Origin of the sequence: Micromonospora sp. Mcm103 (assembly GCF_024519755.1) — a bacterium.
Lineage (GTDB): Bacteria > Actinomycetota > Actinomycetes > Mycobacteriales > Micromonosporaceae > Micromonospora > Micromonospora aurantiaca.
Genome location: NZ_JALJRJ010000009.1, coordinates 66,003 through 80,613, shown reverse-complemented (window position 1 = coordinate 80,613; position 14,611 = coordinate 66,003). Strand labels below are relative to the sequence as shown.

18 protein-coding genes are annotated in these 14,611 nt (G+C 66.6%); 14 read left to right on the top strand and 4 right to left on the bottom strand.

Annotated features, from left to right (window positions below):
- Positions 1–74: 74 nt before the first annotated feature.
- The 9 genes from OC439_RS13635 (at position 75) to fxlM (ending at position 7,266) form a co-directional block, all read left to right on the top strand.
- On the top strand, positions 75–1,481 hold the full coding sequence (locus tag OC439_RS13635; RefSeq protein ID WP_262013714.1) for an APC family permease: 1,407 nt from the start codon (positions 75–77) through the stop codon (positions 1,479–1,481).
- Between the two features lie 5 nt (positions 1,482–1,486).
- Positions 1,487–2,503, top strand: coding sequence for an acetamidase/formamidase family protein (locus OC439_RS13630; RefSeq protein ID WP_262013713.1), 1,017 nt, complete (start codon positions 1,487–1,489; stop codon positions 2,501–2,503).
- Positions 2,500–3,177, top strand: coding sequence for a GOLPH3/VPS74 family protein (locus OC439_RS13625; protein WP_151011180.1), 678 nt, complete (start codon positions 2,500–2,502; stop codon positions 3,175–3,177). The genes OC439_RS13630 and OC439_RS13625 overlap by 4 nt, the downstream gene beginning before the upstream one ends.
- A 25-nt stretch (positions 3,178–3,202) precedes the next feature.
- A complete protein-coding gene (locus OC439_RS13620; protein ID WP_262013712.1) occupies positions 3,203–3,598 on the top strand; it encodes a hypothetical protein in 396 nt (131 codons plus the stop codon).
- A complete protein-coding gene (locus OC439_RS13615) occupies positions 3,595–4,008 on the top strand; it encodes a hypothetical protein (RefSeq protein ID WP_262013711.1) in 414 nt (137 codons plus the stop codon). The genes OC439_RS13620 and OC439_RS13615 overlap by 4 nt, the downstream gene beginning before the upstream one ends.
- Before the next feature lie 117 nt (positions 4,009–4,125).
- The gene (locus OC439_RS13610) at positions 4,126–4,458 is read left to right on the top strand and encodes a hypothetical protein (protein ID WP_262013847.1); all 333 of its coding nucleotides are present in this window, start codon (positions 4,126–4,128) and stop codon (positions 4,456–4,458) included.
- A gap of 149 nt (positions 4,459–4,607) precedes the next feature.
- On the top strand, positions 4,608–5,096 hold the full coding sequence (locus OC439_RS13605) for a hypothetical protein (protein WP_262013710.1): 489 nt from the start codon (positions 4,608–4,610) through the stop codon (positions 5,094–5,096).
- Positions 5,097–5,108: 12 nt separating this feature from the next.
- Positions 5,109–5,930 carry an aminoglycoside phosphotransferase gene (locus OC439_RS13600; RefSeq protein WP_262013709.1) on the top strand — a complete coding sequence of 274 codons (822 nt, stop codon included), beginning with the start codon at positions 5,109–5,111 and terminating at the stop codon, positions 5,928–5,930.
- Between the two features lie 103 nt (positions 5,931–6,033).
- A complete protein-coding gene (fxlM, locus tag OC439_RS13595; RefSeq protein ID WP_262013708.1) occupies positions 6,034–7,266 on the top strand; it encodes a methyltransferase, FxLD system in 1,233 nt (410 codons plus the stop codon).
- A gap of 127 nt (positions 7,267–7,393) precedes the next feature.
- Here fxlM and OC439_RS13590 read toward each other — a convergent pair whose 3' ends face one another.
- Complete coding sequence (locus OC439_RS13590; RefSeq protein WP_262013707.1) at positions 7,394–7,675, bottom strand: hypothetical protein; 282 nt, start codon at positions 7,673–7,675, stop codon at positions 7,394–7,396.
- A 250-nt stretch (positions 7,676–7,925) separates the two neighbouring features.
- Here OC439_RS13590 and OC439_RS13585 point away from each other — a divergent pair, with 250 nt between their 5' ends.
- The 3 genes from OC439_RS13585 to OC439_RS13575 are packed head-to-tail and all read left to right on the top strand — an operon-like array spanning position 7,926 to position 9,634.
- The gene (locus OC439_RS13585; RefSeq protein WP_262013706.1) at positions 7,926–8,552 is read left to right on the top strand and encodes a hypothetical protein; all 627 of its coding nucleotides are present in this window, start codon (positions 7,926–7,928) and stop codon (positions 8,550–8,552) included.
- A complete protein-coding gene (locus OC439_RS13580; protein WP_262013705.1) occupies positions 8,549–8,866 on the top strand; it encodes a hypothetical protein in 318 nt (105 codons plus the stop codon). The genes OC439_RS13585 and OC439_RS13580 overlap by 4 nt, the downstream gene beginning before the upstream one ends.
- Positions 8,867–8,884: 18 nt before the next feature.
- Positions 8,885–9,634 (top strand): hypothetical protein, encoded by a 750-nt coding sequence (locus OC439_RS13575; RefSeq protein ID WP_262013704.1) that lies wholly within the window; start codon positions 8,885–8,887, stop codon positions 9,632–9,634.
- Between the two features lie 111 nt (positions 9,635–9,745).
- Here the strand turns inward: OC439_RS13575 and OC439_RS13570 are convergent, their stop codons facing one another.
- Positions 9,746–10,165, bottom strand: coding sequence for a hypothetical protein (locus tag OC439_RS13570; protein ID WP_262013703.1), 420 nt, complete (start codon positions 10,163–10,165; stop codon positions 9,746–9,748).
- 277 nt (positions 10,166–10,442) lie between these two features.
- On the opposite strand from OC439_RS13570, the gene OC439_RS13565 reads away from it, so the two are divergent.
- A complete protein-coding gene (locus tag OC439_RS13565; RefSeq protein WP_262013702.1) occupies positions 10,443–10,700 on the top strand; it encodes a transcriptional regulator in 258 nt (85 codons plus the stop codon).
- A gap of 513 nt (positions 10,701–11,213) precedes the next feature.
- The gene (locus tag OC439_RS13560; RefSeq protein ID WP_151012492.1) at positions 11,214–12,428 is read left to right on the top strand and encodes an ImmA/IrrE family metallo-endopeptidase; all 1,215 of its coding nucleotides are present in this window, start codon (positions 11,214–11,216) and stop codon (positions 12,426–12,428) included.
- Position 12,429: 1 nt separating this feature from the next.
- On the opposite strand, the gene OC439_RS13555 is transcribed toward OC439_RS13560, so the two are convergent.
- Together OC439_RS13555 and OC439_RS30350 are read right to left on the bottom strand one after the other, a co-directional pair.
- Positions 12,430–13,068, bottom strand: a complete 639-nt coding sequence (locus OC439_RS13555) for a hypothetical protein (RefSeq protein WP_151012490.1) — start codon at positions 13,066–13,068, stop codon at positions 12,430–12,432.
- Positions 13,069–13,222: 154 nt separating this feature from the next.
- Entirely contained in the window at positions 13,223–14,176 is a 954-nt protein-coding gene (locus tag OC439_RS30350) for a PD-(D/E)XK nuclease family protein (protein ID WP_410054925.1), read from the bottom strand.
- Between the last annotated feature and the right edge of the window lie 435 nt (positions 14,177–14,611).

Here is a 14,611-nt window from a genome sequence, read left to right as displayed (position 1 = left end):
TCGAGCCGTGACGGCGGGCGCTTTCGTGGGGCGCCGAGGACGGCTCGTCGAGCAGTTTCAGGGAGGAATGCTGGATGTTCGATCAGGGAGAGCTGGAGCGTTACGGCTATCGGCAGGAGTTGAACCGCCACCTGCGGTTCCGGGATCTCGTGGCCTACGGTTTGGTGTACATGGTGCCGATCGCGCCGATGGCGATCTTCGGCAGCGTGTACGCCGGCTCCGGTGGGATGGTGGCCCTGGCATACGCGGTCGGTGTGGTGGCGTTGGTGTTCACGGCGCTTTCCTATGCTCAGATGGTCAAGGCGTTCCCGATGTCGGGCAGCGTCTACAACTACGCCGGCCGGGGCATCAGCGCACCGGTCGGTTTCCTCGCCGGTTGGGTGATCCTGCTCGACTACGTTCTCGTACCGGGCCTGCTGTATCTGGTGGCGTCGGTGGCGATGCACGCCACCGTGCCGGCGGTGCCGGTGTGGTTGTGGCTGCTGGGGTTCGTCGCGGTGAACACGGTCGTCAATTCGGTCGGCATCCGAATGACCGCGATGGTGACCCGGGTGATGCTCGTCGGCGAGTTGATCGTCCTGGCGATCTTCCTGGCCATCGGCTGCTGGGCTCTCGCCTCGGGTAGGGGCCGGTTCAGCTGGGACGCGTTCTACAACGCCGACACGTTCACCTGGTCGGTGGTGGCGGGGGCGGTGTCGATCGCTGTACTCAGCTTCCTGGGCTTCGACGGCATCAGCATGCTGGCCGAGGAGACCCGGGGCGGTTCTCGGCAGATCGGCCGCGCGATGGCCGCCGTCCTGATCCTGGCGGGGGTGTTGTTCATCGCCCAGACGTGGCTGGCCGCGATGCTCGTCCCCGACCCAAGCGTGCTCTTGGCGCAGGGCGATCCGAACGGCACCGCCTTCTACGACGCTGCCGCGGTGGCCGGCGGCGGCTGGCTTGCGATGCTGTGCGCGGTGGCGACGGCCATCGCGTGGGGGTTGCCGAACTCGATGGTCGCGCAGGTCGCGACGTCCCGGCTGTTGTACGCGATGGCCCGCGACCGGCAGCTCCCGAGCTTCTTGGCGAAGGTGTCGCTCCGCCGGAACGTGCCGATCAACGCGACCCTGCTCACCGGGGTCGTGTCCCTCACGCTGGGCCTGTACATGGCCACCCGCGCTGACGGGATCACCCTGCTGTCGTCGCTGATCAACTTCGGGGCGATGGTCGCGTTCCTGGTCCTGCACGTCTCCGTCGTCGTGCACCACCTCATCCGGCGGCGCAGCGGCAATTGGTGGGCGCACCTGGTCATGCCGGGGATCGGGTTCGCGATCCTCGCCTATGTGGTGGTGAACGCGAACATCGCCGCGCAGCGCCTCGGCCTGGCCTGGCTCGCCCTCGGCATAGTCGTGCTCGCCGGCCTCTACCTGTCCGGCCGCCGCCCGTCGCTGTCCGGCCTGGCGCCAGCGCAGCCGTCCGCTCGTGACCTGGAGCGGGTGTGACCACGATGTCTTCCGGAAGTCACTTCACGTATCGGCCGGCGCGCGACGAGTTGGCCTACACCTTCGGCGGGCGGATCCCGGTAGCGCATGTGCGCTCCGGTGACGTGTTCACCGTGCACACCGAGGACTGCTTCGGCGGCCGGGTGCGCGGTCCGGCGGATCTGCCGTCGCAGGTGTGTGCGATGCCGTATCTGAATCCGGTGTCGGGGCCGTTCTTCGTCGAGGACGCCGAACCCGGCGACACCCTCGCCGTCCACATCGCCTCGATCGTTCCGGCCCGGGACTGGGGTGTGTCCGCGACGTTCCCGTACTTCGGGGCGCTGACCTCCACGCCGCACACCACCACCCTTCAACCACCCCTCGACGAGCGCGTCTGGGTCTACCACATCGACCCCACGGCCGGAACCGTGCGGTACTGCGCCACCACCAGCGGCCACAGGGTTGAGCTGCCGCTGGATCCGATGATCGGCACGATCGGCGTCGCCCCCGCCGCGATGGAAACCCGCGCCACGATCGTCCCGGACTACTACGGCGGGAACCTCGACACCCCGCAACTGCGCGCCGGCACCACCCTCTACCTCGGCGTCAACGTCCACGGCGCGCTCCTCGCCCTCGGTGACGGACACGCCCGCCAAGGCGAGGGTGAAGCGTGCGGGGTCGCGGTGGAGATCGCCACCGTCACCACCCTCGCCGTCGAGGTCATCAAGGGCGGCATTCCCACCGCATGGCCGCGGCTGGAAACCGACACCGCGATCATGTCCGTCGGCTGCGCCCGACCACTCGAGGACGCCTACCGCATCGCCCACCAGGACCTCACCACCTGGACCGCCGACCTCTGCCGTCTGGACACCCTCGACGCCTACCAGCTCATCTCCCAAGCCGGCCGGGCACCGATCGGCAACGTCTGCGACCCCAACTACACAATCCTCGCCGCCATCGACAAAGCCCACCTCCCCCAGCCGCAGCCCGCCTACGCAGACGCCCACGCCCGGCTCCGCAGCCTCACCCAGGGGCAGCCATGACCGCGCCGGTACCCGGGCTGCCGCTGCGCGACGAGCTGTACCTGCTCGCCCACAACGACGACACCGGCCAACCCCACATCCACCGCCAAGCCCTGGCCCTCGGTCTCGCCGGCGCCGTCCTCATCGACCTCGTCCTCACCGGCCGCACCACCCTCGACGGCAGCGGCCATCCGGCCCGGGAGCAGCGGATCCGGCTGCACATCGACCGGCCCGTCGGCGACCTCATCACCGACACCGCCCTCACCAGCCTGCGCCACACCCGGCCCGCACCACCGCTGCGCCACTGGCTACGCGGATTCGCCGACGACCTCTACGAACGCACCCGCGCCGGCCTGCACGCCGCAGGAATCCTCCGCCACACCAACCACCGCCGACTCGGCGGACTGATCCGCGCCGACACCTACCTACCCACCCACCAGCGCTGGCCCGTCATCGCGCGCGCCCGCCTGCGCTACCTCGCCGACGGCCGCGAACAACCCGACAACCACACCGCCGCCCTCGCCGGACTCGTCGTCGCCCTCAACCTCACCGACCACCTCTATCTCCACGACGACACCACCACCGTCGCCAACCACCTGCGCGCCATCGCCGACCAACACCACCGGCCCGTCCGCGACATCACTACCGCCGTCGACGCCGCCGTCGGCGACCTCGCCACCGCCACCTACCGCTAACCACCAGGAAGGAACCCCCGACACCGTGATGCTCCGCTCGACGGTCCCCACCCGCCTGGCGGTGAACCTGGTCGGCAGCGTCCTGCTCGCCGACTGCCCCGCCAGCACCCCCGGCCATCCGACGCCCGCGTCGACCGCGCCCGCGGTCACCGGCAGCCGATCCGCCACCACGCATCCCGGCGCCACCGGGCCAGGAATGACCCCGTGGCAGCGGCTCACCGCCCTCGCCGACCCCATCGACACCACACCCGGCCAGGCGCCGAAGAAAACGAACGAGCACCTGCCCGGCGGCCTGCACCCATACCTGCCCGAAGCACGCCTGAAAGACGCGGACGTGCTGGCCGGCGCGGTAGCGCCCCGAGAACGGGCCACCGACCTCGCCTATCCCGGCTGCTCATCAGCGGCGTCGTCACGCTCGTGAGCAGCCGATCCCTCGACCAGGCCCTGCGGGCGACGAGCCTGCGTGTCATCGCCGACATCCCCGGCATCACCTCCCGCGGCCAGAGCACCGACCTCGTCGGCCCCACCGGCCTGACGTTCACCGTCACCGCCGACGGATCCACCTCGCAACTCCTGGACGACCCGCAAAGCGGCGAGGTCCTCGCCGCGCACGAACGGCTGACCGGCCGCCGGGCGGGCCTGTTCTCGTACGTCCCCATCCTCGAACGCGGCCACACCACCCACGCCGGCGCCCCGTCGGACCCTGACCGGCCGGCCACCAACCTCCAACATCGCAGGCGCGATCAGCAGCAGGGGTCACCCGAGCTGCGACGCGCAGCCACGGCAGCACCAGGCCACCGAATCATCGCCACCGCCAACCGACAACGGTGAAGGAAAGAGGTACTTCCTCATGGATCTACGAACGTGGGCCGGCTCTGGCCGTCGAACGGGCCCGAGAAAGCAACCCCGCCAGGAGTGGAAGGTTCGATCAGCCGGGAGCCGTCGGTGATGTCGTCGCAGCTGCAGACGCCGGGCGCCGGCCCCACGCCAGATCGGCCGCGCTATAGAACCGAAACGACGCCTCCGCACACCCCGCTGCGGCCGACGTGGGCATGCCGGGCCTGCGGTCAGCCGTGGCCATGCCCGCAGGCCCGGCTGCTGTTGAAAGTGGAGTACGAATCGGCTCTCCCCGCGCTCTCGATCTACCTCAGCGGGCTGATGTTCGAGGCGATGCGCGACCTGTTCCACCTCAACCCCCACGACGGACCGAGCCCGCAGGAGATGTTCGACCGCTTCGTGGCCTGGGGCCCCTTCCGCAGATCAATCCTGAAGCAGCAGTGAGCAAACACCGCAGCCTGCCGCCGGTGAGGGGACCTCCGCGACGGCCTGGCCCCACTTCCCCTCTACATCACCGCACGACAAACGCTCGCATCACCGCCCCTACGACGACGTGATACGCGCTCATCCCCGTTCGCGATCAAGGAGGAACCTTGAGCATCACCGCAGACAAACCCGTCACGACCGTCGCACAGGACCCGCGCACGCTCGTGTCGGCCGAGGTGTTCGACAAGCTGACCCGCTACTTCGCCGCCCGGCAGGAGGTAAGCCACACCTACGCCGAGCGTGCGGTCGGGCAATTCCTGGTCTTCCTGAAGGCCCACGCCGACCAGGCCGGCAAGCCCGACTTCGGGATGCTCCTGCCAACCGGCGAGTCCTACCGGGTCGTGCCCACCCGACCGGTCGACGCCGTCTGGCACGCCCTCCTGCAGATCAGCGAGCCCTACACCGCCGCCTGCCACCAGATCGCCGGCCACTACGTGCACCACCGGCCGATCCTGACCGAAGCCATGCGAGACGGCACCGCGATCACCTACACCCTCGCGGCGTTGCACGACACCGGCTACCAGATCGACATGGAATTCTGGGGCGGTGAGGCCGAGTCCTGCTGTCCGCCGAACCCGCCGCAACCCGGCCGGTAACAGGAGAACCTGATGCGCAGCGACTGGACGACCCTGCCCCGCAGCGTGATCACCAAAATCACCGACCAGGTCGGTGGAGCGTTCGAGGCAACCCCGGCACCCGACGGCAACCACGCACAGATCGCCTCGACCGTCACCGGCCCGTCCGGACCGGTCTTCGTCAAAGCGGCCTACGGCGAATGGGCCGTCCAGTCGCTGCGCTACGAGCTGGCCGTCACCCAAGCCGTCGACCGGTACCCGCCAGCGCTGCGGTGGCACTTCGAGGCCGATGGCTGGCTGGTGGTAGGGACCGAGCATCTCGCCGGCCCCCACCCCGACCTATCCCCCGACAGCCCCGATCTCGACCTGCTCACCGCCGCCTTGAAAGACCTTCAGCAGACGCCGGCGCCGGGCGATCGGTGGTTCACCCCGGCCGGGCGGCTCGGGTTCGCACACCCGGCGATGGACGGCGGGACACTCGTGCACTCCGACCTCAACCCGACCAACCTGATCGCCACCCCGCACGGCCTGCGCATCGTCGACTGGGCCTGGGCCACCAAAGCAGCTGCCTGGGTCGAACTCGCACTACTCGTCCAATGGCTGATCGGCAGCGGCCACACCGCCGACCAAGCCGAAGACTGGCTCGGACAATTCCCGGCCTGGACCGCCACAGGCGGTGACGTGCTAGACCACTTCGCCTCGGCCAACGCCGCGAAGTGGGCGGCCAAGGCCCGACACAACACCGAACGCTGGGTACAAGACCTCGCCCAATGGACCGGCGAGTGGGCAATCCACCGGGCCCACGGGCGCGTAGCTCAAGGCCGTGAGCCACGGCCGAGGGCCCGACAGTCTTGACAACCGGCAGGCTGGACAAGGTCACCCCACGCCCCAGGATCTCGGTCCGACCAGGTCAGGGATGAACTCGCGCGCTGAGCGCCCGAACCGCAGGGAGCCAACGATGGCCGATCCGCTCGACACCGAGCTCACGGAGACGGCTCGCGCTCGACTGGTCGACAAGCTGCTCGCCGACGGTGCGATCACCTCACCGGCCGTGGAAGCGGCATTCAGACAGGTCCTGCGGCACCTGTTCACGCCCTCGGGAGTCAGTGTCGATGCCGCGTACGCCGACGACGTGGTGGTCACCCGCCGCGGCCCGGACGGCAAGGCGACCAGTTCGATCTCCGCGCCGTGGCTCCAAGCCGCCATGCTGCACGCCGCCCACCTACGGCCCGGCGCACGGGTGCTGGAGGTCGGATCCGGCGGCTACAACGCCGCGCTCATCGCCGAGGTCGTAGGCCCGCACGGCACGGTCACCAGCATCGACATCGACCCCGCCGTCATCGCCCACGCCCGCACCGCCCTCGACACCGCCGGCTACCCGCACGTTGCGGCGGTGCACGCCGACGCGGACGAAGGCTGGGCGGCGGCCGCCCCGTACGACGCCATCATCGTCACCGTCGAGACCAGCGACATCCCACCCGCCTGGACCGACCAGCTCGCCCCCGACAGCGTCCTCGTCGCCCCACTCCGGATGCGAGGCCACACCCGCTGCCTCACCCTCGTCCGCGACGGCGTACACCTCGTCGCCACCAATGCCCTCGTCTGCGGCTTCGTCCCGATGCAAGGCGTCGGCGCCAACCCCGTCACGCCACACCACCTACGCGGCGACGACGTCACCATATTCGTCGACGACCCTGTCACCGAGGCCCTGGATCTCCGCGCGGTGCCCGCCGCCCTCAACGGACCGCGTCACGACGCCTGGTCACCGGTCACCACCCCACCGGCGACCCCCTTCGACACCCTGCACCTGTGGCTGGCCAGCCAACCCCACCCTCACGGTCTGCTCGCCGTCGACCGGCAACGCGCAGCCGACCTGGCACCGCAGAACTGGGTGGCCTGCCCGGCCCTGCTCACCGCCGACAGCATCGCCTACCTCGCCACCCGCCAACTCGACGACACCACCTGGCAGTTCGGCGCCCACGGCTACGGGCCCCACGCCACCACACTCACCGGCCACATGCTCGACCTCATCGCCGCCTGGGACCGCCACCACCGACACCAACCCGGCCCGCACATCGCCGTCTACCCCACCGGCACCGCACCCAGCCCCACCAACCACCTGCGGCTACTGATCCCCCGCCCGCACACCACCATCGCGATCACCTGGACCAGCAACGGCCAGCCTGCATAACCAGCAACGGCCCCTCCACGCCCGCGCGAACCAGCGTCGCAAACAGAAGCGGCAGACCAGCCCGTGACGGCGTCCTCGCCCAAGTTCCATCCCCGTCTCACGCCGCAGCCCACCCTTATGAAAGCGGTCAAAGAGATCTGCGGACCGCGGCGACTCCGCAGGCCAGCACGAACGCGAGCGCGATCATCGCGATCCGCAGCCAGGGCACATCCCGTACCGGCCGGACATCGATCGATGCCGCCAGTCCCAACTGAGCCAGCAACAGCACACACACGGCGACGCTCAGCGCCCGATACGTGTTCCCGAACTCGATCCAGAACACCCAGGTTCCGGCGATGGCGGGGACGACCATCAGCGGGCTCAGACCGATCAGCGGGACGGCAAGCCTCCACCGCATACGGGCATTCACCGCCGCTACCTCCGTCTACCGCCGTCGCCGCCGGCACACACACTGCCACCCTGCGGTCAGCAGGGCTCCACGCGCGGCGGATCCGCGGCCTCCGCGGCAGACTGCCGCAGGAAGCCGAGCACCCTCCCCCATGGGCTCTCGCGTTTCCCGTACGGTGTCCCTGCGCCGTAACGAGCAAATCACTGTATGCGTTGGCATCTCGCGAGGGCTAGGACTGATGTTCGGAGACAGAGCCAACCTTCGGCTGTCTATGGCAAACCTCGACTTCCTCGGCGACGACGACACGCTGCGCACGAACGCAGCACACGCTGTCGACGAGTTCGCTTCCCGGTCCGCGCCGAGGCTTCACTCTGGCCAGGACCGCACCGCGTCCGTGAGCCTGCTCCTCACCAGAGCCGGACAGGTGGAGGACGTGACGATCAGCCGCGACTGGCGACGCCAGGCTGGCGTGACCCGTATCGGGGATGCCGTCTACGAGGCATACACCTGCGCGCTGGGGAGCATCCTCGAAGCCATCGCACTCGAGGAGTTGCAGCGAGACCAGCCCGCCCCGGCTCGACCAGCACAGCCGCCGGCTATCAGCACGGAGCCCGAACTCGACCAAGCCCTCTGGCTGCAGCGCACGTGGGGCGCCCTGCACCACATCGACGCCGAACTCGCCCAGCTGACCCGCGCACCGGAGCAGCCCGAGCAACGGACGTTCTCCAGTCCGCACGGATGCCTGACGCTTCACCTGCGCGGCGCGGGCATCACGGCGATCACCTCAGACACGGCGCGCGTCGCCGGCATGGACACCGAACAAATCCGGTTCGAGGCTCGATCACTCTTCCGGACCTACGAGCTCGCCCGTCCCGGAGAGACGGAGGCGCGACGATGAAGGACCTGGAAGTCATCACCGACGCGCTGCGCGACGAGGGCAAGAAGTGGCTGGCGATGTCCGACAGCATCGCGGCGGTCAAGACAGCCGCCGAACAGCTGCATCTCGAGCCGTCCGCGTTCTTCATCGGCGACGCGAGCGTGGTCCTGCACGCCGGCTCCTACCGGGACTTCCACACGTTCATGGTGCGGATCCTGAGCGGTGCCGTCACGGAGTTCGATCAGATCGGCGCGACGCTGCGGCGCATCGCTGACGAGTACGACCGGGCCGACGAGGTCGTCTCCCTGGACCTCGACAAGATCTACCGCGCATGATTATGGAAGGCAGTGCAGGTGCAGCCCGCAAGCAGAGACCTTGAGTACGGCGAGCCGTTCAACAAGGCGTTCGACCAGATCCGCTCCGGCATCGACGGAGCCGTCGGTTCCTTCAACGACATCGTGGAACGAGTCAACGAGCACAGGTGGCTTCTCGGACCCGCCGGGCTGTGGTGGATCAAGCAGAACCTCGACGCCACACGCCGGGCCATGAACACGGTGCTCGACCAGGTCGACCATGCGCTGGAACGCCAGGTGCCGGTGCTGTCGCTGATCAACGTCAGCTTCCGGTGGGTCAACGACGTCAAGACTCCCGTCTCCGAGTTGTCGTTCACCGCCACTGAGCCGCGCAGCGACAACATCGCCAAGTGGAGCGGTGACGCGGCGATCGCCTACAACGCCAAGGCCACCAAGCAGAAAGCCGCGATCGACGAGTCGGTGCTGAAGGCCGAGTTCATCAGCCAATGGCTGTTCAAGATCGCCCGCTCGAACGTCGATTACGCCGTCGAGCTGGCCAAGATCGTCACCGGACTCGCCGGCAAGTTGGCGCAGGCCGCCACCGAGGCCAGCACCGTCATCGACATCCCCTGGGCCATCTCCACCCTCGCCAAGTCGGTCGGTGACCTCGTCACCGCCGGCCTCAACACCCTGCTCACCGTCGGGCAGCGCTTCATGGACGCCCTGGGCAACATCCGGGACATCGCCACCCAGGTCGGTGACTACTCGAAGCTACCCGCAAGCCAGTGGCCGCAAGCCGTACGGGACTGACCCAGCACAAGGCGCCCCCTCTCCAGAGGCCACAGCGTGCGCTACCCGGCAAGCGTCGGCGTTCACGGCAAATCGGAAAGGCAGTGGCCCAGGGCGACGAGTCAAGGCCTCTCAGGCCGTCGGCACCGCCGCTTGCGTGGCCCGCAGAATCGTCAACGACTTCTCCGCCAACACCGAGTTCGCAACGTAAGACTCGCCGCCGACGGCGAGCCACACCTTCACCACCAGGTTGCCGGTACGCGCGTGCACCATGTACTCGGCGTACTTGAACCCCGGGGTCGACCGCTTGGTGAAAGCCTCCGCCTCCTCCCCCACCCCTGGCACAACTCCGGAGGGCGTCATCCCCGTAGCCCGCCGCGTCCCGCGATACAGCTGCCGCGCCTCGTCGGCCGTCGCGAGCGTCGACGCCTCGACCCGAAGATTCGCCTGGTAGCCGCCCTTGGTCCGCATCTCGAACAGGCAGGCGGCACCGGGCCGAGCCAGCGGCGGCCGCGGATCTTCGCGCGTCACCTCGGGCGCCAGGTCCGCCACGACCTTCACATCCGTCCTCGCGCACAGGTCCAGCCCATCTGCGGTGTATGCCGGTTCGGCAGGTGCTGTCGGGCTGGCTGTGACGCCGGTAGCCGAGGCAGATGGCGGGGTAGGCGCCGCGTTCGGAGCGTCATCGGCGTTGTCACAGCAGGCCATCGCTACGGCGAGCAGGACGGCAGCAGTGGCGGCCGGGAGACGGACCGAGGTAGGCACGACCCGAACATACCCGCTGTCACCGGACACGACTGTCCGTGCAAGCGGCCACTAGGGTTCACGTATGGCCTCCCGTGAGACACCGGAGCAGATAGCCCGCACGAGAACGGTCACCACCGACGCGGTCCTCGGCGGCAGTGTCGACCTGCGCGTCTACCCGTACCGGCTTCTCACCGTCCTGTCGCATCGCGGCGTGGGCGGTGACCAGGTCACGCAGGCCGTCGCCGCCGCAGAGGTGCTGGAACGATTCGGCTGGGAACTGATCACAATCTCCGAGTTCGCGAGCAGCAGGATGGTCTACGCGATCATGCGCCGACGGTGACGCCAGACCCTCCATGACTACCGCGGAACGCCGTCGCGAGAGCGACTACTGGGCGATGGCCCACAGAATGACAATTATGGGTCCAACCTGGGGCTCAGGCAGGCTTCGCACCTGCGACACATGGTTTAGGAAGGCGACAGCGGCGGTCTCGACATCATGGCCGCGACCTGCTTGTTGTCGACTCCTCACCGACTCAAGGGGAATGATCATCGCAGACCGTCGCGGTGGGGCACCGGTCGATCTGGATCAGCCGATCAGCGACAACCCTGGCATCAGTCGTAGCTGAGCGAGATGCAGCAGGCGTGGCGTGCCGCATCGGTTGAGGGCGTCAGCTGGCAAGGCCAGGGCAACTAGTGCTCCCCGACTGTGGTCACGTGAGCTTGACGACAAATGAAGCAAAACGTACCGACACGCCCGATGGGCTCGGCGTGTCACAGGTGCCAAGTATGCTAGGTCCAGCAAGGGAGTTGCAAAACGACTACCCCACGTAACCGGTCAGGACGAGAGGTAGCGATGTTGGAGCGCCAGGAGCTTCCCGAGTGGGCCCAGCGTTTACACGAGGCGCTCACGCTTTCCCGCGTTCCGGTTGAAAGGCTGTACGCCGAGCTTGGACTCCCACACGGGGGTGGATGGCTCGGAGACGCTCTAGCTGGGCGCGCTCCAGCCTCTCGCTCCCGACTCGCCCTGCTCTCGGCGCTGTCAGGCATTCCCTTGGCGGTACTCGTCGGCGATACCCCGATCCAACGAAGCCTTGCGGTTGCTCTACGCGCTGGCCTGAGCGCTACTCAGGAAGATATTGGCGCAGCGGCCGACAGGGCGGAGACCTTCCTCCGCGACCTCGAGCTCCTCTTGTCGTGGTATCCGCAAGAAGCTGCGCGGGCGAGTGCACTCGCAAAGGATGCGCGTAGAGCAGTCGCCAGTGACAACTATTACGTGCGAGCAGCGCAGCGAACCGCTGAGCGTCTTCGCGACTACTTGGCTTTGGACGATGATCAGCCCATCGGAGACATAGTCGAGCTTATTGAGGCTCTCGGCGTAGCGGTCATCTTCGACAGCATGCCAGGAGCTGTTCAGGGGATAACCCTGCGGGACCCCTCGGAGAACGCGTGGCGAGCTGTGATCGTTGTTAATACGAACGACACGTGGTGGGGTAGGCAACGTTTTACCTTAGCTCACGAGTTGTGCCACTTCCTGTATCAAGACGATAAATCCTTCTTTGTAAACAGGAAGCACTACGAAGAGCAGGACCTTGTGGAGATCCGAGCAGAGGCATTCGCTCGCCACTTCCTGGCTCCAGACGTCGCGGTTCGAGAGTTCTGGTCAGAGCACGGACCCAAGCGTGCGGTGGACGGTTACGGCGTACCACTTGCCAAGTTCATGATGCGCTTCGGACTGAGTCGCCAAGCGAGCATCAAGACGCTAACCGAAGCCGCCGGCGTGCCGGAAACTGCCTTAGAACCCTATAAGAGGATCCGGATTTCTGACATTATGAGGCAGGCGCGCCTAAGTCAGGAATGGCTAGATGCTTGTGCAAACCAGGGAGACTCTTCTGCCTCGCACTGGGCTTTGTCGATGGCTCTTGATGCATATCGCGATGGGCTAGTGTCCTCGGAGGTAGTGGCTCGAATCCTGGGCCGTGGCGACGATGCCGCGGGAGTTGAGCGAGAGTTGGCAGCTCAAGGGTATGAACAATCTGCGACCCTCGTTCGGCCCAGGCAGCAGCCCTAATCTATTGCGCGGCCGGATCGCACACGGCACATGCTTGACCGTCAGAAGACTTGCGACATTCAAGAGCGCTTGCACTCGCGGGGGCCGCATCGCCCGGAACTCCACTGACCGCGTTGGCCATGGTAAATGCTTCGAACGCATCCACGCTTGTGTAGAGTCCGCCACAGATAAGTTCACCCAGTACATGCCCAAAGTGGCGGGCAGGGATGCCGTGCTGGGATGCGACGAGACTCGCGCCGCCATCATTTACCAGGAAGACGATACTGATGCCTTCGCCCGCTCGAGCGATGCACAGGGCAATCGAAGCGGCCTCCCCGAGGTGAGCTAAGGCATGGACTGGCTCATCGGCTCGACGGGGTAGGTTCTGCAGCTTCCGGTGGACCTCATCGAAAGTGAGGCTGTCGTAATTCTCGTCGGGATCGACCTGACAGGAGCCGCCATCAAGGATTGAAGCCTTCGCCATCGCTGCGGCGGTTCGGACCCTACCGTCAACACGGGTGGCCGGACTTGCGTTGCGCTCGACTTCCATGGCTACGCTCTCGGCGATGCGCAAGCGTCCTTCGTAATGCGCCTTGAATCGCGGGATGCAGTTGCGGTTGCGTCCGACACTGATGAGTACACCGGTATCGGCATACGCCACTGCATTAGGCCAGCCCCGTCGAGGTACTGCAGTACTGAAGGCGTGGCGGCGTTGGGGCATGGAGGCGGCAGGCGGGATGTTCCTCAGGCGTGGACGCATCATGTTGGGTGACATCCTGGGTGGTTCCGCAGTCATCGGCCCCCGCCCCTCCACGCTAGGGGATTGCGGGGCTACTGCCACTCGCAGCCCCAAGCGTCACTCTACTCCCAACCGACGACTCGTACTCGTCCCGCACCCCACACCATCGCCGCACACTGCACCTGCTGCACCCCGGGCCCGGGAGCGGGTTCCATTGCTGGTCCGAGAGCCACTGTCGGGCAAGGCGACGAACACGTCCACGAGCCATCCTCATTAGTGCAGCATCTCGCGTCGTATAGGTATGGACGACGGCTGAGTCGGGGGAGAGGACCTCCAACTGGACCTCGCCGTGATCGGCGCCATGGTGCCGCGAAAGTCCTGCCTCCAAAGCGACGAGGTCCCAAGCAACGGCGAGGAAAGTACTGAAAATTTGGTCGTCGTCCACTTCGGGCTGTACTTGGACAGTCTTGATTTCGCGCATCACTAACGTGTCGCCGGCGAGCCAATAGGAGTCGGCCTTCGTCGCGATGACTGCGTCAGCTACGCCATCATAGGCGTAGATGGTCTTCTCGGCCGTTAGAGATCCGACCTGACCTGCGCGCAGAGGACAAGTTTCAAGGTGGGATCGTAGAAAGGGGTACGCGAGCTCGTAGTCGGCAGGGTCAATAATACCGCCCGCGACGGTGGCAAGGCGACCGAGATCCGCAGGGTTAGGGAGATCGGCGATCGAGCAAGGAACACCTCGGGCGTGGGCGTGCGCAATCCAGCGATGAACGGCCAACCCTCTCAGTAGCGCCTGGTTGCCCTCCTCAACCCGAGGCAAATGCACCTCACGTTCCATGTACCACTGTGCAGGGCACCGCTCATAAGCTTCTAGGTCAGATGCTGAAACGGACCTAGTCCATGGTCCTGGCTCGCGCGCTTGGAGTAAGCCGTCTACCCGCGCCAACGAGTCACATGCTCCTGTGAACTTACATTCACCACACGACCTGCCGGCTAGTTTGACTTCGCCACGAAGGGCTGCGAACACGTCTGCCCGGGCGTGCTCTTCATAGAGCCTCTGGGCGTCATCGCGGGTAACGCCCGTCAGCAGGTGCTGCTCGATCCCGTCGACTAGCCCAACTTCGGTTACCCATATTCGTTGAACAGGCACTTGGCTTGCGTACTCTCCCGCGACGTGTGCTGCTATATATGCCCATGAGGTCACGGAAGCATCGGCCGTCGAAAGCCGCAGTCTTCGAATCTCACGGCGACCGTCCCGGGTCTCATACAAAAGCGCCCATGCGGCTAGGCTTGCGTCCGGGCCCTTCAGAGTCTCTACCCAGCCGTCCAGGAAGCGAAGTGCACCCAATTCCTCCTCACGGGCTTCGTGATACTCAAAGTATCGCTCGAGGGCATGCCTAAAGAATTCCCGCACCCCATCATGGAGTCCATCGAAGGAGCCCTTCTGAGTCTCCACAGCCGG

Excerpts from the sequence above, each read along its gene's own strand:
- OC439_RS13600 (WP_262013709.1), top strand. The coding sequence starts at position 5,109 with ATGCGCAGCGACTGGACGACCCTGCCCCGCAGCGTGATCACCAAAATC.
- OC439_RS13635 (WP_262013714.1), top strand. The coding sequence starts at position 75 with ATGTTCGATCAGGGAGAGCTGGAGCGTTACGGCTATCGGCAGGAGTTG.
- OC439_RS13565 (WP_262013702.1), top strand. The coding sequence starts at position 10,443 with ATGGCCTCCCGTGAGACACCGGAGCAGATAGCCCGCACGAGAACGGTC.
- OC439_RS13585 (WP_262013706.1), top strand. The coding sequence starts at position 7,926 with ATGGCAAACCTCGACTTCCTCGGCGACGACGACACGCTGCGCACGAAC.
- fxlM (WP_262013708.1), top strand. The coding sequence starts at position 6,034 with ATGGCCGATCCGCTCGACACCGAGCTCACGGAGACGGCTCGCGCTCGA.
- OC439_RS13560 (WP_151012492.1), top strand. The coding sequence starts at position 11,214 with ATGTTGGAGCGCCAGGAGCTTCCCGAGTGGGCCCAGCGTTTACACGAG.
- OC439_RS13610 (WP_262013847.1), top strand. The coding sequence starts at position 4,126 with ATGTCGTCGCAGCTGCAGACGCCGGGCGCCGGCCCCACGCCAGATCGG.
- OC439_RS13580 (WP_262013705.1), top strand. The coding sequence starts at position 8,549 with ATGAAGGACCTGGAAGTCATCACCGACGCGCTGCGCGACGAGGGCAAG.
- OC439_RS13625 (WP_151011180.1), top strand. The coding sequence starts at position 2,500 with ATGACCGCGCCGGTACCCGGGCTGCCGCTGCGCGACGAGCTGTACCTG.
- OC439_RS13630 (WP_262013713.1), top strand. The coding sequence starts at position 1,487 with ATGTCTTCCGGAAGTCACTTCACGTATCGGCCGGCGCGCGACGAGTTG.